Annotated in this window: 13 protein-coding genes and 2 pseudogenes; 4 read left to right on the top strand and 11 right to left on the bottom strand. The window is 71.0% G+C overall.

The window, feature by feature from the left end; all coding sequences use genetic code 11:
* Positions 1-224: 224 nt before the first annotated feature.
* Positions 225-499: pseudogene (locus tag ABZ396_RS22300) on the bottom strand (AraC family transcriptional regulator); the annotation flags it as partial.
* Positions 500-546: 47 nt separating this feature from the next.
* Here ABZ396_RS22300 and ABZ396_RS22295 point away from each other — a divergent pair.
* Positions 547-825 (top strand): substrate-binding domain-containing protein, encoded by a 279-nt coding sequence (locus ABZ396_RS22295; protein WP_358918080.1) that lies wholly within the window; start codon positions 547-549, stop codon positions 823-825.
* Here the strand turns inward: ABZ396_RS22295 and ABZ396_RS22290 are convergent.
* The 5 genes from ABZ396_RS22290 to ABZ396_RS22270 all read right to left on the bottom strand — a co-directional run bounded on the left by ABZ396_RS22290 (position 740) and on the right by ABZ396_RS22270 (position 5,731).
* Positions 740-2,116, bottom strand: a complete 1,377-nt coding sequence (locus ABZ396_RS22290) for an ATP-binding protein (RefSeq protein WP_358918068.1) — start codon at positions 2,114-2,116, stop codon at positions 740-742. The two genes, ABZ396_RS22295 and ABZ396_RS22290, sit on opposite strands and share 86 nt — an antisense overlap.
* Positions 2,117-2,119: 3 nt before the next feature.
* Complete coding sequence (locus ABZ396_RS22285; RefSeq protein ID WP_358918066.1) at positions 2,120-2,797, bottom strand: response regulator transcription factor; 678 nt, start codon at positions 2,795-2,797, stop codon at positions 2,120-2,122.
* A 256-nt stretch (positions 2,798-3,053) separates the two neighbouring features.
* Positions 3,054-3,365, bottom strand: coding sequence for a hypothetical protein (locus ABZ396_RS22280; protein WP_358918064.1), 312 nt, complete (start codon positions 3,363-3,365; stop codon positions 3,054-3,056).
* Positions 3,366-3,592: 227 nt separating this feature from the next.
* The gene (locus ABZ396_RS22275) at positions 3,593-5,035 is read right to left on the bottom strand and encodes an ATP-binding protein (RefSeq protein WP_358918062.1); all 1,443 of its coding nucleotides are present in this window, start codon (positions 5,033-5,035) and stop codon (positions 3,593-3,595) included.
* Positions 5,036-5,041: 6 nt separating this feature from the next.
* Positions 5,042-5,731, bottom strand: a complete 690-nt coding sequence (locus ABZ396_RS22270; protein ID WP_358918060.1) for a response regulator transcription factor — start codon at positions 5,729-5,731, stop codon at positions 5,042-5,044.
* Positions 5,732-5,870: 139 nt separating this feature from the next.
* On the opposite strand from ABZ396_RS22270, the gene ABZ396_RS22265 reads away from it, so the two are divergent.
* Complete coding sequence (locus ABZ396_RS22265) at positions 5,871-6,095, top strand: hypothetical protein (RefSeq protein WP_358918059.1); 225 nt, start codon at positions 5,871-5,873, stop codon at positions 6,093-6,095.
* A gap of 81 nt (positions 6,096-6,176) precedes the next feature.
* Here the strand turns inward: ABZ396_RS22265 and ABZ396_RS22260 are convergent, their stop codons facing one another.
* From ABZ396_RS22260 to ABZ396_RS22250, 3 genes and pseudogenes are all read right to left on the bottom strand, one after another.
* Entirely contained in the window at positions 6,177-10,157 is a 3,981-nt protein-coding gene (locus ABZ396_RS22260; RefSeq protein ID WP_358918057.1) for a Pls/PosA family non-ribosomal peptide synthetase, read from the bottom strand.
* A 531-nt stretch (positions 10,158-10,688) separates the two neighbouring features.
* A pseudogene (locus ABZ396_RS22255) lies at positions 10,689-10,826 on the bottom strand (IS5/IS1182 family transposase); the annotation flags it as partial.
* A gap of 63 nt (positions 10,827-10,889) precedes the next feature.
* Positions 10,890-11,621 carry an alpha/beta hydrolase gene (locus tag ABZ396_RS22250; RefSeq protein WP_358918055.1) on the bottom strand — a complete coding sequence of 244 codons (732 nt, stop codon included), beginning with the start codon at positions 11,619-11,621 and terminating at the stop codon, positions 10,890-10,892.
* Between the two features lie 424 nt (positions 11,622-12,045).
* Between ABZ396_RS22250 and ABZ396_RS22245 the strand changes: the two genes are divergently transcribed.
* Both ABZ396_RS22245 and ABZ396_RS22240 read left to right on the top strand, forming a co-directional pair.
* Positions 12,046-13,140, top strand: a complete 1,095-nt coding sequence (locus ABZ396_RS22245; RefSeq protein ID WP_358918053.1) for an NlpC/P60 family protein — start codon at positions 12,046-12,048, stop codon at positions 13,138-13,140.
* 4 nt (positions 13,141-13,144) lie between these two features.
* Positions 13,145-14,059 carry a hypothetical protein gene (locus ABZ396_RS22240; protein WP_359185543.1) on the top strand — a complete coding sequence of 305 codons (915 nt, stop codon included), beginning with the start codon at positions 13,145-13,147 and terminating at the stop codon, positions 14,057-14,059.
* Between the two features lie 94 nt (positions 14,060-14,153).
* Here the strand turns inward: ABZ396_RS22240 and ABZ396_RS22235 are convergent, their stop codons facing one another.
* Together ABZ396_RS22235 and ABZ396_RS22230 are read right to left on the bottom strand one after the other, a co-directional pair.
* Entirely contained in the window at positions 14,154-14,657 is a 504-nt protein-coding gene (locus ABZ396_RS22235) for a DUF1203 domain-containing protein (RefSeq protein ID WP_358918049.1), read from the bottom strand.
* A 166-nt stretch (positions 14,658-14,823) separates the two neighbouring features.
* A complete protein-coding gene (locus ABZ396_RS22230; protein WP_358918047.1) occupies positions 14,824-19,098 on the bottom strand; it encodes a discoidin domain-containing protein in 4,275 nt (1,424 codons plus the stop codon).
* Positions 19,099-19,850: the final 752 nt, after the last annotated feature.

The raw sequence follows: 19,850 nt of genomic DNA, 5'->3' as shown, positions 1-19,850 counted from the left end.
TCCGCCGGAGACGACACCCGGCCGCTCCGCGACCGTGCGCCCAGCAGCGATACCGCGGCGCTCCGCGCCGCAACCACAAAGATGCGATTCCTCCCAGGGCTGGAAGCCCTGGCGTTCCTCGCAACAGCACGCTGAACCCACCGTCGCGGCGCCTCCGATGCCGCTTTTATGCCGTGCTCGGCGTCACGTCACCGCGTCGGTCTCCAGCGGCCCCGCGGTGATGCGGGTTCCAGGGTCAGCCCGAGCCCGAGGGCGGGCTCCTGTGGCTCGCCTCGGAGAAGTTTCCGGTGATCGGCAGGTCCACCGAGGCGACCAGGTACTGCCCGGCGCGGTATTCGTACTCCCGGTCGCCCAGCCTGAGCCGCTTGGTCCCCTGAGCGATCAGCGCCAGCACCGTCCCGGTCGTCGTCGGCGTGGGCGGATAGGGACTTTCGAACTTCGACACGCGAACGCCTTCGATGTCGGTGCTCCAGTCCGGCCGCGCATGGCGGGTGAGCAGCCGGCGGAGTTCGCCGAGGGTACGACGCTGCGGGCGCCGTACGCGACCTGGACGTCACCGCGGTCGTCGCGTACAACGACCTGGTGGCGCGAGGGGCGGCGAGCACGCTGGAGGAGTCGGGCCTGCGCACCCCCGAGGACATGTCGGTCATCGGCTGCGACGACATCTCCCTCGACGACCTGCCGGTGCGGCGAGAGTGCGTGCCGGGCGTCACGAAGGGGCGAAGTGCCTGTTGCGGCACTAGGTTCCCGTGGCCGGGAGCTCGACGATCAGCCGGGCGCCCGGGCTGTTGTCCTCGATATGGACGGTGCCGTGGTGGGCGGTGACGGTGTCGCGCACGATGGCGAGGCCCAGCCCGCTGCCGCCGGTGTCCCGGGCGCGGGCGTCGTCGAGGCGGGTGAAGCGGCCGAACACGCGCTGCCGGTCGGCCTCGGGGATTCCGGGACCGTCGTCGGCGACGACCAGCCGGGCCGTGCCGTCGGCGACCCGCAGGCCGACGGCGATACGGGTTTCGGCATGGCGCAGCGCGTTGTCCAGGAGGTTGCGCACGACCCGGGCCAGGGCATCCTCGTCGCCGGACAGGCGAGCCGCCCCGACATCGTGCTGGTCGATGACGAGCGGGGTGCGGCGGCGGGCCTCGCGGACCTCGGCGTAGACGATCTCGTCGAGGTCGACGGGGCGGCGGCTGAGCCGGGGCCGGGCGTCCAGGCGGGCGAGCCGGACGAGGTCGTCGACGAGCCGGGAGAGCCGTTCGGTCTCTTTCAGCAGACCGGGCGCGAGGACCCGTGCGTCGGCCGACTCGGGGTGCCGGACGGCGACTTCGAGACGGGTGCGCAGGGTGCTGAGTGGGCTGCGCAGCTCATGGGCGGCGTCCGCGACGAACTTGTGCTGCCGCCGGGTGGCGGTGTCCAGACGGGCCAGCAGGTCGTTGAGGGTCTGGGCGAGCCGGCCCAGGGCGTCGTGGGCGGGCGGCACGTCAAGGCGGCGGCTGAGGTCGGAGGTGGTGATCTCGGCGGTCTGGGCGCGCATCGCGTCCACGGGGCGCAGGGCGCGGCCGGTGAGCAGCCACGCCACCGCGGTGAGCAGCGCGACGACGGTCGGGACGGCGGCGGCCAGGCCGGCGGTGAGCTGGGCGAGCCCGTGGTCGACGCTCTCGGTGGGCAGCGCCACGTACACGGTCATGGGGCGGTGGGAGGCGCCGGCCTCGACGGCGACGGCGCGCCAGGTGCCGGTCTCTCCGACCGGGATGTCCCGGACGGTGCGGGCCCGAGGGGTGCCTGACGTACTCGCCGGGAAGGTGAACGCCCGTGGCTTTCCCCGGAGGTTGGCCGAGCCGTAGCGGACCGCTCCGCTCCCGTCGACGACCTGGACGGCGACCTCGCCGTGGTCGGTGAGGGGCACTTTGGCGGTGACACGCTCGCTGTCGACGTCGGCGGCGACGACCTGGGCACGTTCCACGGCGGTCTGGTCGAGTCCGCTGATGAGGCTGGCGTGCAGCCAGACGACGAGCAGGACGGCGGCGCCGGCCAGCCCGGCCGCGATCACCAGGGCGGCGGCCGCGGTCAGGCGCAGCCGCAGGGAGCGGTGAGCCCACCACGAACGGACGCCGGCGGACATCGCTCACCTCACGCCGCCGCGCAGCCGGTACCCGGCGCCGCGCACGGTCTCGATGGTCCGGCAGTCGAACGGGGCGTCGATCTTGCGCCGCAGATATCCGACGTAGACCTCGACGATGTTGGTGTCGCCGTCGAAGTTCTCGTCCCAGACGTGGGTGAGGATGTCCGTCTTGCTGATCACCTCGTCGGGGTGCCTGAGCAGGTACTCGAGGAGCGTGAACTCCCGTGCGGTGAGATCGATGTCGTGGTCGCCGCGGCGGCAGCGCCGGCGGGCGGGGTCCAGGGTGAGGTCGTCGGCGGCGAGCACGGCGGGCCGGGCGGGCGCTCCGCGCCGCATCAGCGCACGGAGGTGCGCGACGAGCACGACGTACGAGAAGGGCTTGCTGAGGTAGTCGTCGGCGCCGAGGTCGAGGGCGTCCGCCTCGTCGTACTCCCCGTCCTTCGCCGTGAGCATCAGCACCGGGGTCCACACCCTGGCCGCCCGCAGCCGCTTGAGGACCTCGTAGCCGGACAGGCCGGGCAGCATGATGTCCAGCACGATGACGTCGTACGACTCGTACAGTGCCCGCCACAGGCCCTCCGGGCCGTCCAGGGCGACATCGGCGACGAAGCCGTCCGCCACGAGCCCGTAGGCGATCGCCTCGGCGAGTCCGCGCTCGTCCTCGATGATCAGCATCCGCATGGCAGCCTCACCCCCACGGTAGCCCAGGACCGTAACCGGTGTTGTCCGAGCTGGTTGCGGCCAGGTCCGCAGGTCGGCGGTGTGCGGGTCACAGACCTTCGTGACGGCGCGGCCCAGGGTGTGTTGGGACAGCCGGGAGGTGTGCTCAAGATCGAACCTGCGGAGGAACCGCTTGTTCGGTGGTCTGGAGACGGAGGCACCCGCGGCGCGTGCGTGGCACGCTCGCCGCAGGCGCCCCTGGTCTCACTGTGTCTGCTTACTTCTCCGCATTGCCGGCTTCGTGCTGGGCGTTCGTGGACGCGTCGGCGTGCCCGCCGGGCCCGTCGGCAGCGTCCGGGGTCTCCGCCTGGCCCTGCTCTCCCGACTGCCCGTTGTCGGGGGCGTTCTGGTCTCCCTGCTGGATGTTGTCGGTGTCCGGACCGGACGGCTCCGACGGCGTGTCCTGCTGGACAACGGACGCGGAGGGTGCCGCGCTCGCGCTGGACGCCGCTACCACGGACCCGACGCCGGCTCCGCCAAGAGCCAGGACGCCGACGGCCGTGGCCGCGATCTTCCGGTTGAACTTCATGATGTCCGCCTTCCGAACGGATCGATGTACTGATACGGCCAGTGTGCGAAGCAGCCCATGAGGCGACCGTGTGGGGTCCATGTGAGCGCTGACATGGTGGAATCCGGGCGAAAACGTCGCCGGATCCGACGTCGGCGGGAACGCCGAAGCCCCCACAGCCCATGCCCGCCGTGGCACCGGAGGGCCGCCCGTGCCGGTGCGCCGCGTCCAGGCGCGGCGCACCGCGGTCACCGTCGTACCGGCTCCTGCTCCCGGGACGGGGCGAGCGGGAGCTCCACGCGGACTCGGGCGCCTCCGTCCGCGGGATTGTCCGCCACCGCCCTGCCGCGGTGCGCTTCGGCGATGGACCGCACGATCGCCAGGCCCAGGCCGGCACCGCCGCTCGTCCGGGCTCGTGCGGCGTCGGCACGCCGGAATCTCTCGAAGGCCAGCGGGAGGAACGCGGGCGGGAAGCCGGGCCCGTCGTCGCGGACCTCGATCACGGCGAACCCCGCTCCGGGTTCGGTGCTGAGCGCCACGTCGATGACCCCGCCGTCCGGGGTGTAGTGCAGGGCGTTGTCGAGGAGGTTGTCCACCGCCTGCCGCAGCCGGTCGGGATCGGCCACGACCCGCACGCTCGTGTCGGCGTTCAGGTTCAGCCGGACACCGCTCGTATCGGCACGTGCCGAGGCCGCGTGGACCGCTCGGGTCAGGATGTCGGCCGGGGCCATCGGTTGGGATCGTATGAAGGCACGCCCTTCGTCCGCGCGGGCCAGCAGCAGCAGGTCCTCGGCCAGCCGGATCAGCCGGTCGGTGTCGTCCGCCGCGGCGGTGATCGCGTCCACCAGCGCATCGTGGGACCGCCCTGGCCGGCTCGCCAGTTCCAGCTCGGCCTTCAGGGTCGTCAGCGGCGTGCGCAGTTCGTGGCCGGCGTCGGCGACGAAGCCGCGTTGCCGGGCCAGGGCCAGGGCAAGGCGGTCCAGTACCGCGTTCATGGTGGTGGCGAGCGTCGCGATCTCATCGCGGGTCTCGGGCACCTGCAGCCGCGCTCCGGTGTCCTGCTCGGAGATGTCCGCCAGGCGGCGCCGCATCCGTTCCACCGGGCGCAGCGCGGAGCCGGTCAGCAGGTAGGCGCCGAGTCCGGCGAGAGCGACAGCGGGCGGGCCGGCGATCCAGAGCGCGGTACTGGTGCGTGTGGTGGCCTCTTCCACCAGATGGGAGCCGACGCCCACCACGACGACGACCGGCCGGGTGCCGTTACGGGCCCGCAGGGCCAGCACCCGGAACTTCTCCCCCTCCAGAACGGCGGTGAACCTCACCGGGGTGCGGGCGGCGGCCTGCCGCTGCGCGGCCGCTGCCAGTGGCTGCCGGCCGGCCTGATCGGTGGTCGCCAGCACGGTGCCGTCGAGGGCGAGGACCTGCGTGATGTCGTCGGACGCCGGGTGCTGCCCCTGCTGATCCACTTGCCGGCCGCCGTCTTTGCCTTCGGGAGGCGGGGGCGGCGGCAGTGGAGGGAGCGGTCCGGCGGACTGGAGGCGCACGGCCTCCGCGTCGGCCCGCACGCGCAGGGTGGAGTCCAGGGAGCTGTTCATACCTGTCGTCAGTTGCTGGACGAACAGCAGCCCGGCCGTGGCTATCACGACCGCTGTGCCCAGCGCGAACAGCAGCGCCAGCCGCCACCTCAGGGGCATGACCGCTCATCCGTCCTTCGTGGGAGCCCTGGCCCGCAGCCGGTATCCGGCCCCGCGGACGGTCTCCAGATGCGATTCCCCGCCCGGCTCGTCGATCTTGCGCCGTAGATACGCCACGTACTGGTCCACGACGTTGGACACCCCGTCGTAGGCGAAGTCCCACACGTGCTCCAGGACGCGGGTGCGGGTCAGGACGTCACCGGGATACCGCAGGAACAGCTCCAGCAGCGCGAACTCCTTGGGCGACAGCTGAAGCTCCGCCTGGCCGCGCCAGACCCGCCGGCTGGACGGGTCCAGCCGCAGGTCCCCCACGGCAAGAAGCGCGGGCCGCTCCCTTGCTCCCCGCCGTAGCAGCGCCCGCAGTCGCGCGAAAAGCTCGGCAAAGCTGAAGGGCTTGGTCAGGTAGTCGTCCGCGCCCGAGTCCAGCCCGCGCACCCGGTCACTGACCGCGTCCCGTGCGGTCAGCAGCAGAACCGGCGACCAGCAGCCACCGGCCCGCAGCCTGCGGCACACCTCGAAACCGTCGAATCCCGGCAGCATCACATCCAGCACGATCACGTCGTACTGACTCTCCTCCGCCCGCCACACCGCCTCCGGACCGTCACCGGCGACATCGACGGCATACCCCTCCTCAGACAGCCCGCGCTGCAGCAGCGCCGCCGTGCGCACCTCGTCCTCGACCACCAGCACCCGCATACCACCAACGTAGGAGCAGCCGCATGTGAACGGCGTGTGAGGACAGCCCCGCGACCGTCTCGCCGTCTCAGCCTCCTCTCAGCGCCCCGGTCGCAGTCTGGAGTCGTCCATCGAGGACGGAAGAAGGAGGAGAGGAACCATGAGGAACCCCAGTGACGAGCGCCGCGACCGGGAGGACACCCGGGACCGCGGGCGCAACGACGAGGCACGCGACCGGCGTCGCGACGACGTCCGTCGCGACGACGTCCCCCGGGACGATGTCCGCCGGGACGACAGGCGGACCGGCGAACAGCGCGAGCGGGACCTCGACGAGCGGGAGCGCCTGGTGCGCACTTCGCGCGTCGCCGATCGGCCGTTCGGCTGAATGGGAAGGGACGGCCGGCCCACGCTCTTCGGGAGCGCGGGCCGGCCTCGTATGACGTCTGACGTCGTTGTATGACGGCGTTCATGCGGTACTCACCGCGGGAGTCTCCGTCCGGCGTACGACGGCCCTGGGCGGTTCGGCGGGCAGCCCCTGCCAGCTGGTGCCCGGGGTCAGCCGCTCCCCCTTCATCACCAGCGACAGCGCCCCCAGCCTGACGTCGGCGCCGACCACGGCGTCGTACAGGACGACGGAACGGGTGCCGATGCTCGCGCCGGGTCCAACGGTCACCGTGGACATCTTCATCACGCGGTCCTCGAAGAGGTGGGTCTGGAGCGAGACATTCATACCGACGGCCGTGTCGTCGCCCACCTCCACGAGGTCGAACTCGGTGAGGAAGGTGGTGCCGATCCAGGTGCGCCGGCCTATCCGGGCGCCGAACAGACGGAGCACCTGCGGCAGGAGGGGGGTGCCGACGAGGAGGCCGGCACAGGCCGGAACCACGGCCGCCTCGAAGAGGCCCGTGACAAACTCCGTGCGCCGCACGAAAAGACTCCACAGCGGCTCGACCCGCGGCCGGTAGGTGCCGATGACCAGACGCTTGGCGAGCGCGCAGGCCACGACGACGGCGAGCGCGGCCCCCGCGGCGAGCACGGGTGACAGCAGCACGGTCACGGCCATCGTGCTGCGCCGGGTGAGGCCGGACAGGGCCAGGATGTACAGGCAGGCGGCGGCCGCAAGCACCGTGGCGGGCACGGTGGCCCTGAAGAACTCGATGACCAGGCGGCCGGCCACGGCCTTGCGGGTGGGCCGGAAGGTGAGCTCCTCCGGGTAGGGCGCGCTGCTCTGGCGTACCGGCAGCCGCAGCGCGGGCGAGCCGAGCCAGGTGCTTGCATCGGGTACATGGTCCGGTGGCGGGACGGTCGCCACGCCGGTCAGGGAGTTCGCGCCCAGCCGGGTGCCGGCCGGGACCAGGGCCGCGTTGCCCACGAAGGCGCGGCTGCCGACCTCGGTCGGGGCGAAGGACATGCGGTCGCCGGCGAAACGGGCGGCACCGACGCTCGCCATGTCGGCGACGAAGCTGCCCTCGCCCAGGGTGAGCAGCTCCGGGTCGAGGTGCGCGATCGTCGAGACCTCGGCGCCGCGCCCGGCCCGCGCTCCGAGCAGCCGCAGCCAGGGCACCGTGTAGAGCGTCGCGTAGAGGGAGTTGGTGAGGGTGAGGCTCTGCTCCAGCAGCTTGTCCGCGATCCACTTGCGCACCCCGGCCGCCGAACGGGCCGGGTGGATGCCTTGGGGCGCCCTGGGCATGACCAGGCGCTTGCCGACGGCGACGACCACGCAGACCGAGCACACGAACACCGGGCCGGACAGGGCGGCGGCCGCCGCTCCCCCCGCCGCTCCGCCGTGCAGCCAGGCCCACCGGAACAGGGCGGCGCTCGGCAGGAGTGTCGCGATCACGGCCGCTTCCAGCAAGACCAGGCCGAGCAGCGCGGCGGCGAGGTGCCGGCGCCGCCAGCGGTCCGGGGCGCCCCGGGCGCTCAGCATGGCCTCGACGGCCGGGGACAGGGCGTCGACCGGGCGGGCGGGTGAACCGGCGCGGCGCGCTCCGGGGGGCACCGGCGCCTCGGGGCCGATGACGGACTGCTCGCCGAGCCCGGAGCGGGGGCCCAGACGGGCGCCGGGTTCGAGCACGGCGCCCGCGCCGACGTACGCCCCTTGGCCGACCGTGATGGGGGCGACCGTGACCCAGCCGTCGTCGACCTGCCAGGGACGCAGTGTGACGCCGTAGCCGATCGCCGCGTCGGCGTCGACGCGCAGCAGGGTCGGCAGGCCTACGAGGCCGGTGTTGACGGTGGTGCGGGGGCCGATGCGCGCGCCGAGGAGCCGCAGGTAGGGGCCGATCAGCGGGGAGCCGCTCAGGAGACGCAGCGGGCCGATGGTGACGAGGAGGACGTCCAGGATCCACAGCCGCAGATAGGTGGCGCCCCACAGGGGATGACGACCGGGCCGGATGCCCGCGGCCAGGGGGCGGGCCAGGGCCACCGGGACGAGCCAGCGTACGGCGAGGTAGCCGGCCGGTACGGCGAGGACCGCCCAGGCGGTGCCCCGGTGTGCGGAGTAGGCGACGGCCGCCGGGCAGGTGAGCAGGACAAGCAGGGCGTACAGCACGGCGGCCTGGGCGAGGCCGGCGCGGGCGACGCGGACGGAGCCGTGGCGGAGCGGGGCCGGCCGGGGCGGGGCCTGGGCGCGCGGCGCGTCCAGGTGCCTGGCGTCCAGGTGTCCGGCGAGAGTATGGACGGTTGGGTGCTCGTAGAGGTCGCGCAGGGTGGTGCCGGCGGTACCGTCGTGGCCGCGCAGCAGGGACACGGCCCGGGCGGCGAGCAGGGAGTGCCCGCCGAGGTCGGTGAAGAAGTCGGCCTGCGTGGACAGTTCGCCGGGGCCGAGGCCGAGCACCTGGGCCCAGGCGTCCCGCACTCGCGTCTCTGTCGCGCCGCGCGCGGGCACCACCGGTCCGGCCGCCGCGAGCCGGCGGCCGGTCGGGGCGGGAAGCCGGGCGCGGTCGGCCTTGCCGCTGGGCATCACCGGAAGCCGGTCGAGAAAGTCCAGGTGGGTCGGCACCATGTAGGTGGGCAGTGAGCGGCGAAGGCGTTCGTGGAGCCGGGCGGTGAGTTCGTCGTCACCGGTCGTGCCGTCGCGGGTGCGTACGACGAAGGCGGCGAGTACGTCGGTCGCGAGTCCGGTGACCGCCTGGGCCACCTCGGGGTCCTCCAGGAGGACGTCGTCGATCTCGTCCAGCGAGACCCGGTAGCCGCGGATCTTCACCTCGGCGTCGGCCCGGCCGAGGTACTCGATCTCGCCGTCGTCGGTCATCCGGCCGAGGTCTCCGGTGCGGTAGAGGCGGTCGCCCCGGGGTGACTCGATGAATCGGTCGGCGGTCAGGTCGGGCCGGTTGACGTACCCGCGGGCGAGGCCGGGGCCGCCGAGGCAGATCTCGCCGACCGCGCCGTACGGCACCGGGCGGCGCCGTTCGTCGAGGAGAACCGCCGAGTACGTGGGCAGCGGGCGGCCGATGGTCACGGGACGGCCCGGCCGCAGTTCCTGCCAGGTCGCGGTGACGGTGGCCTCGGTCGGGCCGTAGGTGTTGAGCATGCGCCGGCCCGGTGTGCTCCAGCGCTCGACCAGGCGGGCCGGGCAGGCCTCGCCACCCACCAGGACGCTGCGGATCCCGGGCAGGTCGCGCCGGATGGTGGCCAGCAGCGTCGGCACGCAGTAGAGCACGGTGATCCCGTGCTCCTGGAGGAAGTCGGCGAGTCCGTCGCCCAGCCGTGCGGCGCCGGCCGGTCCGGCGACGAGTGCGGCACCCGCCGACCAGGTCGGCCAGATTTCCTCGATCGAGAAGTCGAACGAGATCGTCATGCCCTGGTAGACGCGGTCGTGCGGCCGGATGCCGTAGAGCGGGGTCACGACGCGCAGAAAGTTGCAGATGCTGGACTGAGTGATCTCCACGCCCTTGGGCCGGCCGCTCGACCCCGAGGTGTACATGACGTAGGCGAGGGGGTCGTCCTCGGTGCCGTCCTCGGGCGTGGGTATGAGGCGCGGGCGCGGCTCGGCTCGGGCTTCGGCGCGGCCGTCGACCTCGACCACGTGACACGGCGGGTGCGCAGCCGTGGCCAGGGCCGATGTCGTCAGCACAACGGCGGCTCGGGCGTCGCGGACTATGAAGTCGACCCGGTCAGGCGGTGCGGCCGGGTCGATCGGGACGAAGGCGGCGCCGGTCTTGCACACGCCGAGCAGCGCCGCGTACATCTCGACGGACCGGGGCAGCAGCAGCGCCACGCGGCTGCCCGGGCCGATGCCGAGCCCGCGCAGTCGCCGGGCCACCTGGTCGGCGCGGGCGTCGAGGGCGGCGTAGGTCAGGCGGAGAGGCCCGCATTCGAGGGCGACGGCTCGCGGGGTGCGGTCGCGCGCGGCTTCGAAGAACCGGTGCAGCCGGGCGGGCTCCGGCCGCCCGGTGCCGCTCGGCCCGGGCGCGGCGACGGGTGGGGCTGCGGTGTGGGCGGCCATGGGGCTCCCCTTGTCTGCGTGCGATGGCTTCTCGGTCGTCGTCCCGGGTGACGCCCCCAGCCTGGGAGGCGGCCGCTGAGAGGACGCTGAGAACGGACCGACCGGCGGCGGGGGTGGTCTGGCGATCTGCGCAGAGCCCGCTGGTGGGCACGGTCACCGGCAGAGCGCTGCGGGTCTGCGGCAGGCGTGACATTCCACGCCTGCGCTGCCGCTGTTCCCGATCGCGCTCATCGTGGTGATCACGGTGGAGGACATCCGCTCGCCCGAGGACTTCCGTCTGGGCCCCACCCTGGTCATGCCTCGCCATGAACGGAATTTAGGAGAGCCCGGAACTCGGAGACGGGCATGCCGGGTTCGGGAGGCGGCTCGGGGAAACTCACCGATGGCGGCATCGGCAGGACGCCTTGCGTTCCTCCACACGCTTGCGGCCATCAGAGGCGATCTTGCGCCAGATCACAGTGCGGCGACACCGGTGGTCACACCCCGAGGGAACTGGCCATTCATTACGGCCACGACCTGGCGGTGAAGCTGCTAGCTCACATCAGCGGGCGAGTCGCGGTAACAGATGAGGGTGCGGGCGATGCTCGTGAGGGCGAGGAAGTGCTCGGTCTTTCGCTCGTGGCGACGGTGCAGACGGCGGCAGCCGGCGAGCCAGGACATGGTGCGTTCGGTCCGGACGCGCCGGTCGGAACTGGGTGTCGATCGGCGCGTCGTTGACCGCAGGCGGCGTGCTCAGGCGAGGTGCCGGGCGAAGAACCTCAGTGTGCTGTCCTGTTCGAATGCTGGCACGCCCCCGTGTTTGCCGGGGTTGGCGTGCAGCGTCTTCTCGGTCGAGGCGAAGGCGTCGAACAGCGCCAGGCACTGGTCGCGTGGCACGCGCTCGTCGTCCCACTGCACCAGAAACTCCACCGGAACGGAGATCCGTGCGGCGTCCTCGCCAGCGGCCAAGGCCCCGCCAAGCCCCAACACGGCCGCACGGACACGGGGTTCGGCGGCCACGAAGGGAACGCCGAGTCCACATCCCAGCGAGACCCCCCAGTAGCCCACCGGGCCGGCGCCCACGTGATCGAACTGCTGGACCGCTTCCAGAACCGCCTGCCATTCCGGAACGGTCTGGCGGGCCACGAGCGCCTGGAATCCCGCGATCAGCGGCGCGAGTTCTTCCCCGGCCTCCACGCGTGCCCGGTTCTCGGTCGCGATCCGGTCGTACTCCTCGTCCAGCGGCCGATCACCATGGCCGGGCACGTCTACCGCCACCACAGCGAACCCGCACTCGGTCACGAAGCGGCGCGCACGGTCCATGATGTCGGGGGCCTTCTTGTGCTGACCGCCACCGTGTCCCATCACGATGAGGGGACGAGTACCGGCAGCACCTTCCGGCGTCCACAGAACTCCGGGAATCTCGTTGAGGACAAAAAGCTGTTCGCAGACGCCTTCCGAAGACGTCTCAGAGATGAAGCGCATAGCGTTTCAAGCCCTTCGGGATGCCTTATGCGGGCACTCCCCAGGCCATGCGGGGGAGGGAGGCCCGGCCTGTCGCAGCGTTGATGGGTCTCACCTCCTCAAGTTCGCAGTGGGCGCACGGCGGCGCTGAAGGTATCACGAAGGTCCTCGGCCATGTCTGGTTGTTCCGCATGCTCAATGTCCTGCCGGTCTGGATGACGGCGCCGTGGAAGGTGAGGCGGTCGACGATGGCCGCGCAGAGCCGGGAATTCACGGAAATGCGGAGAGAACCGGTTTCCACACGCAGGGCCGACAGAGGTCAGCCGTTCTGGGGAAGGTAGTGTGTTCGAAGCTTGAACGGGCCTCCGGATGAACGGCTTCGGCGCTTGCGACGGGCAAGTCGTCCGTCTGAGCCGCCTGCACGCGACCTCTGAAAGTGGAGTTGATGAACGTGTCGACCGGCGGCAGACGGTTACGGAGTCGGGCTACCACAGCTACCACAGCAACCCTTGTCTTTGCGATCGCCCTCCTGTCCGGGCCGAGCTACGCGACGCCGAGCGACCCCGACCCGCAGGGCGGCAAGTCGATCGATGACATCCGCGCCGAACTCGACGGTCTCTACCGCGAGGCGGAGGTTGCCACCGAGGCGTACAACACCGCGGACGTGAAGGCGACCGAGCAGGAGAAGCGACTGACGTCGCTCCGCAAGGACCTGGCCCGCTCCGAGAGCCGGGTGGACGATCTGCAGGACCTCGCGGGTGCGGCCGCGCGGACGCAGTACCGCGGGGGCAATCTCGCCGCCACAGGCATTCAGTTGCTCCTCGGCGACAACCCCGACCAGGCCCTGAACGAGGCGTCCCAGGCGCGCCAGGCTCTGCGGAATCTCGTCAACGTCTCCGAGGCCCAGAAAACCGCCCACGCGGAGCTGAGCCGGCAGACCGACACCGCCGCGAAGGAACTGCGGGAGCTGAAGAAGAGCCGCGCGGACAAGGCCGCGGCGAAGCAGAAGATCGAGGGCAAGATCGCCGCGGCCGAGCAGATCGAAGCGGGGCTCGAAAAGGAACAGACCCGCAGGCTTGCCCAGTTGGAGAAGAAAGAGGCCGAGAAGGCGAGATCCAGGTGGACGGGGTCCGACAGCGGCGGCGGTACCTCGACCGGGACCGGCTCGAGCGGTGGGACGAAGGCGAGCGGAGCGACCGCGCGGGCCGTCGATTTCGCGATGGCGCAGATCGGCAGACCGTACGTGTGGGGCGCCGTGGGCCCGTCGTCGTACGACTGCTCGGGACTCACGTCCACGGCGTGGGCGGCGGCCGGGCACCCCATACCCCGTACCTCGCAGGCGCAGTGGCAAGGACTGACCAGGGTCAGCCTGGCGTCCGCGCGGCCCGGGGACCTGATGATCTACTTCAGCGACGCCACGCACGTGGGCATGTACATAGGGGGCGGGCAGATCGTCCACGCCCCGCGGCCCGGACGCACGGTCACGACCGCGCCGGCCGCCTCCATGCCCATCCTCGGCGTCGTGCGACCCGGAGTCTGAACGGATGAACCACTCGCTGACCCCCCGTGACAAGGGGAACCTGCCCGCGCTCAGCGCACCGCCGCTGATCCGTCTCGACGCCTACGTGGCCGAGGACGGGTCGACGGTGGTCAATGGCCATCTGCTGGACATGGGCGGCACGCGGCCGCCCAACGAGGCGATCCTCGACGCCGTCGCCATGTTCGCGCGCGCCGTGGGGACCCCGGTGGCGGCCACCGTCATCGACCGCATGGTGCAGCAGGTGGCACGCCTGCGTGTGTTCCCCGACGGGTCGAGCCGGACCATCGCCGACGAGGACGACCTGCCGCCCGGGCTTGAGCGCACCGCCGCGGAAGAGGCGGCATTCCCTCCGCTCGCCCGCGTCGAGCGCATCATCCAGCACGCGCAGCGCGAGGAACTGCACGCCGCGTTCGTCCTGGCCAGCGCCCTTCGGGAGCACCTCACGCTGCGCAGGGGCGCGGAGGACGAACTCTCGCTGGAGGCACGGGCGATCGAGGCGTATCTCGCCTATCTGCGGGGCGACTACATGCTCTCCACCGTCCTCGCGCTGACCGTCGCACGCATCCGCTGCCGCACCGACCTGAGCCGGGCGGCGCCCGATGTGGCCCGCGCCACCGCGGCGTGGCAGCGGCTGATGGACGGCAGCCAGGTGGCCACCCGGGGACAGGAGCTGCTGCACATGTGGGAGCACCTGTCCGCGGAGGGCCTGCTGCTGGAACCGGCACACCAGGCCATGGCCGCCACCGTCCAGAGCCGGCTCGAACAGGGCGGACGGTCCGTGCCGGCCCCGGCCATGGCTCCGGCCGTGACCGCGGGCGAGGTGCCGCTCGCCCCCGAGGACCAGCCCCTCGAGCCCACACGACGGGGGATGCGTCGTTTCACCCGGTGGCCCGGCCGGTCCGCCGAGTCGTCGCGCTAGCCGGTGGCTCGGCGGACCGGCCGGGCCACTCCTCGACCCGTCGCTCCTGCCCAACCGCCCGGACCGCGCCTGAGCTCGATCCAGTGCCTTTCCCTCAGGGGCGGTCCACCCGGAAGTGGTAGCAGCCGTATTCGACGGCGCGTACGTGTACCTGGTCGGTCTCGGGGTCGGCGAAAGCCTCGGCCAGTGCGTGTGCGAAAGCCGCGTCTGCGTCCTCGGGAAGTATCAGCATGCGGCCGCCTGTGATGTGGCCTCGGCTGTCATAGCGACGCAGGACACGCAGGGCGCCGGGGCGCGCCCATGGGTAGCCGAGGTTCTCGCCCGCCGGGCCGCCGCAGTCCTCGGCGTGGATGAACACCGGCCCCTGTTCGTCGTACGCCCCCGGGTCGGCGTCCGTCCGCGCCGCCCACCGGCGCAGCGGGGCGTAGGAGACCAGGGCGATCCGCTCTCCTCCGGTACTGGACCGCAGGCAGCAGCGCAGCGGCGCATCGCCTTCGTCGTCCGTGTACGGACGTGGCGGAATCCCGGCGTCGTCACGGACCCGGAGTTCCATCAGGGCCACGGAGGGGATGGGGAGGGGAGGGAAGGCGGCAGTCATGCCATTGAGGGTGACGCGGGCCGGCCCGGGACGCTGGCGGGTACCGGACGCCGTCTTCACCGGCCCGCCGCCACGCCAGTCGCCCCGATAGTGCCGGGGCACGCCGGACACGGCAGGACGGGACGCCCCGCCGGGGGCGCCCCGTCCCTTCACGGCCCTTCGGCACCTACAAGATGTTGATCTTGAATGTGCTCGTCGTGTTGCGGATGTCCTGGGCGTTGCCGCTCATCCGCAGGTTGCGGAAGGTGGCCTCGCCGACGGCCGGTCCCTGGCCGGGTTCCGGCAGTTCGTTGGCCCAGATGCCGAAGCCGGACTTGGCGTCGAACGTGTCCCCGCTCTTCTTGGAGTTGGTGATGGAGATGTCGGTGAAAATGGTGTCCTTCACCGGGAACTGCGGCTGGCCGCCGACGTAGTTGGTCTGGAACATGACGCCTCCGTAGGTGGAGTCGTCGATGTCGACGTTGTTGACCCTGATGCCCTGGAAGACCTTCGAGGCGGAGAACGCCCAGATGGCGGGGAAGACCTGGGAGCCCCAGAAGTGGCCGCCCGTCCGGTCCAGGGAGACGTTCTCGATCGTCGTGGGTTCGGTGCCGAAGCCGTTCATCGGGTAGCCGAAGTCCAGCGAGGAGATCGTGATGCCGGAGTAGACGAGGGTGTCGGCGACACGGATGTTGCGGAAGGTGTTGTTGTAGCCGCCGTAGACGGCGATGCCTGCCGCGCGCCATGTGAGTGTGGATGTCAGGTTCTCGTAGAGGTTGTTCTTCTCGTCGGCGCCGCCGGCGTCGATCGCCGAGAAGAGCGCGAAGCTGTCGTCGCCCGTGGCGCGGGCGTCGTTGTTCACCACGTGGTTGTCCGTGGAGCCGTTCGTCATGTTGATGCCGTCGGCGAACATGTCACGGATGCGGGAGTTCTGGATGGTCACGTTGTCGGTGTTGGCGCCCCAGTAGAGGCACACCATGTGCTCGACCCAGATGTTGTCGATGGTGATGTCGGAGACGTTGGAGAAGTCGAACACCTTGCCCGGGCCGTCGATCCGGGACGTGTAGTTGCCGAAGTAGGCGAAGCCGGCGAACGTGGAGCCCTTCGCGGTGGCGTCGGCCCGGAAGCCCACGTCGGTGTTCTCCTGCGAGGAGGGGGCGTGGAAGCGGGTGAACCACGGCCCGGCTCCGACGACCTTGACCGCCTTGCCGTAGACCTGGAACTTGCTGGCGGTCTCGTAGTCACCGGCGGGCAGATAGACGCCGACGAGCTTGCCCGTCGTGTCCATGCGCACCTTGTCGAGCGCGTTCTGCACGTCCTGGTGCGAGAAACCGGCCGGAACCGCGTAGGCGGCCGGGTCCGGGTTCGGGTTCGCCGTCGCCTGTTCGAGGTTGACGAAGTCGATGGCGTAGGTCGAGGTGTTGGCCGCGTCCTTCTGGAGGCGGATCTTGGAACCGGCCGGGACGGTCTTGCCGAGCAGCAGGCTCGCCTCGTCGTAGATGTGGCGGGGCGCACCGGAGCCGGGCGAGTTGCCGGGTGAGGTCTCGTTGCCGTAGAGCCAGGCATACTTCGAGGTGAGGTCGATCGCCTTGAGGAACTGGCCGTCGACGTAGACGTTGAGGGTGGTGTTCGTGCCGTCCGGGATGGAGAAGCGGGTGACCAGGGTGTTGGTCGCCGCGCGGGCGGTCCACTCGACGTACTGGCCGGTCCCGCTCAGCGTCACCGCCTTGCGGCCGCTCGCCTCGCCGGCGATGTCGCCGATGGTCCGGTTCGGGCCGACGACCTTGGCGCCGCCGCCGACCGTGCCGTCCTCGGCCTCGTACATGTCGTACGGCATGTCGGCGCCGCGGCCGACGAACAGGGGTTGCGTGGTGGTGTTGTTGGTCCGCTTGACCGGCAGCTCGTTGGCGTCGTCGGCGATGACCGTCTTGACGGTGTACTTGCCGTTGGCGGCCGTCCACGAGCCCAGGGCGACCGGTGTGGTCGTCTGGCCGGATGCGATGGCGCCCGTGTAGGTGCCGCTGAGCGTCTGGACGGTGGCGCCGTTGGCGTCCTGGATCGTCAGGCTGACGCCGTGGGCGCCGGAGGCCGAGGCCGTCGTCCCCTGGTTCTTGATGGCGACGGTGAAGGTCACCGCGTCGCCGGCGGAGGCGCTGGAGGGCGTCCAGGAGACGGGCGCGGCCACCAGGTCGGAGCTGGAGACGGGCTTGACGACCAGGGCGTCGGAGCGGGTGAAGACGTTGTTCGCGTCGTTCTGCTCGATGACCTTGTTCGACGGGTCAACCTCGGCGCCGACCGGGTAGCTGCCCGCGTCCCGGGTGCCGATGCTCGCGGTGACCGTCTTGGTCTCGCCCGCCGCGAGGGCCGGGACAGCGGCCGTGGCGGCCTTGGTGCCGCCGAGCGTGAAGTTCAGGTCGGTGGCCGCTGACGCTTTGCTGCCGCTGTTGGTGACGGTTGCCGTCAGGCTGATGGCGTCCGACTCGACCGGGGCGGCGGGCGAGTTGGTGATCCCGGTGACCTTGAGGTCCGGGTTGGCGGCCGGCGTGCCGATCACCTGCACCTCGGCGACCTGCGCGCCCGGGGCACCGGTGTTGGAAGTGAACTTGAGCTGGATGTCGGCGGCGGCGCCGGAGACCGGGATGGTCACCGTGTTGCCGGTCGCCGGGTTGAACGTGTAGTCCTTCGCCGCGGCGAGGCTCGTGAACGCGGTCGCGTCCTGGTCACGGCCGAGCACCTGGATGTTCTGGGTGCGGGTGGACCAGGCGGCGTCCGGGTTGAGCTTGACGACGACCTGGCTGAGGTCGGCGTTGGCACCCAGCTTGGTGGTGAGGGTGGCCGGGTAGGCGCTGCCCGCGCTCTCCCAATAGGTGCTGGTCTGGCCGTCGTTGGCGTTCGTGGCCACGTAGGTGAAGGTGTACGAGGAGGCCTCGATGGGCTTGCCCTGGGCAAGGTTCGAGCCGGAACCGGTGGATCCGTTCCGGGTGACGCTGTTGCTCGCCACCGACACGTTCCCGGCGGCGTCCTTCGCCTTCACGTAGTAGGTGACCGTGGCCGTCGCCGGCGGGGTGTCGGTGTACGTCGTGACGTCGCCCGCCACGGACTTGACGAGCTGGTTGTTGGCGTAGACGTCGTAGCCGGTGACCTGGACGTTGTCGCTCGACGCCTGCCAGGTCAGCTTCACGTCGCTGCCGGACTGGGTGTAGGCGAGGTTGCCGGGCGCCGTGGGAGCCTGGGTGTCGCCGCTCGCTCCCTTACGGGTGACGCTGTTGCTGTTGGCGGAGACGTTGCCCGCCGCGTCCTTGGCCCGCACGAAGTAGGTGATGTCACTGCCGGCCGGCTGGGTGTCGGTGTAGGTCAGGACGTTCCCGGCGACGCTCGCGCGCAGCTGCCCGTTGGCGTAGACATCGTAGCCGGTGACGGCCGTGTCGTCGGTGGCCGCGCTCCAGGTCAGCTTGATCTGCCCGGTGGCGGGCTCGGTGTAGCTCAGGTTCGACGGCGCGGTGGGCGCCTGGGTGTCGCCGGTCGCCGGTCCGTAGACCTCCAGCTCGGACGCCTGCCCGGCGGGCCAGCCACTGTTGGCGGTGACCAGCGCGCGCACGTATCGCGTCGTCGTCGCGTCGAAGGTGATGGTCGCCGACTGGTCGTTGGAGCTGTCGAAGGTGTACGCCTTCGAGGCCGTCAGGTCGGTGAAGGTCTTGTTGTCGGTCGAGCCCTGGATCTTGAGCGTCTGGCTCCGGCTCGGCCAGCCGCTGGGCAGCCGCAGCGTCACCTGGTTCACCTTGACCGACGAGCCGAGGTCGACCTGGAGCCACTGCGGGAAGGCGTTGTTGGTGCTCTCCCAGTAGGTGTTGCGGTTGCCGTCACCGGCGTTGGCCGCGCCGTAGACGTCGGCGTGCCCGCTCTCACTGAAGGGTTTGCCCTGGGCGAGGTTGGCGGTCGCGGCGGCGGTGGTGAGGACCTGCATCTCGGCGAGTTGCGCGGTGGCGGCGACCGAGTTGGCGCTGAAGTCGGCCCGTACGTACCGGGCGAGGGTCGCGGGGAGGGAGATCTTCACCGTGTTGTCGTTGCCGGGGCTGAAGACGTACTGCGCCGACGACTTGAGCGTGGCGAAGCTCTTGCCGTCTGCGCTGCCCTGGAGCGCCAGCGTCTGCTTGCGGGTCTGCCACTGTTCGGGCAGCCGCAGCACGACCTGGCGGACGCGCTTGGTCCGTCCGAGGTCGGTCTGCACCCACTGCGCCGACTTCGTTCCGGCCTGCCAGTAGGTGTCGGTGTCGCCGTCCGTGACGTTGGCGGCCGCGTGTGCGGCGCGGGAACTGCCCGCCTTGGCCGCGGCGTCCGCGGCGGCGTTGGGGCCGCCGGCCGCGTGTGCGCCGACGGCGGGCAGGCCCAGAACCATGACGGCGGAGGCGAGCACAGCGGTAGCTGCGCGCCGTCTCCAGGATCTCGGCTTGTGTCGAGTCATGCGGAGTCACTCTCTGCGGAGGCTCGCACGCCAAAGGGGCGGCGAGGGCGGCTCGTTCCTGGCGGAGTCGTGCAGAAAAAAGGTGCGGGGCGAATCGGTTCTCTGCGGTTCTCTGCGGAGCGGTGGCGCGGTGCGTGAGGACGGCAGGGGCCGACCGGCGGAGGCGCATGATCCCCAGAGCAAGCATCACGCGCAGAATCTTGCGTTGTTTCATCGAAATATTGCAGAGTCGAGTGAGTCGGTCCACAGGCAGGACGGCACAAATTTCACCAGAAGCACTCACGACTCGGCGATGATGGCGGTACGCACATCTTTGCCGAACCAGTGAGGCAGTCAACGAGCAGGCACCCAGGCGACGTTCACGCGACGGCATTGCCCTTGTCCGTAACTCGGGCGTGGGCTGCAGGCTTGCGTCACCAACCCGCAAGCGAACGCAAGCGACGCAAGTTCTTGCGTGATCCTGCACGCGGCCCTGCAACTCCCGGCCGACGTATCACTGACGCCGACCGCACCACGGGACATGCCGGTCAGCGGGTGTCCACGTACACCGGCGATCGTCGCGTCGCCTTCCAGCCGTCTGCGCGTCGCCGGACTCGCCGCCCCCGGTCGTAAAGGTCACGCCGTTGACGGTCTAGCCCAATCGAGACCCGTGGCGGTGTCCCGCCGCGCGGGAAGCACGTCCGCGCGGACGTCTCTCCGCTTCCGCACGGGCGTCGCGGCGACCGGCCGCCGCGACGCCCGCTCCCCCACCG

It is taken from the genome of Streptomyces sp. NPDC005866 (assembly GCF_040629895.1).
GTDB lineage: Bacteria > Actinomycetota > Actinomycetes > Streptomycetales > Streptomycetaceae > Streptomyces.
The sequence above is the reverse complement of the archived record's forward strand: the minus strand, read 5'-3'. Positions and strand labels throughout refer to the sequence as shown.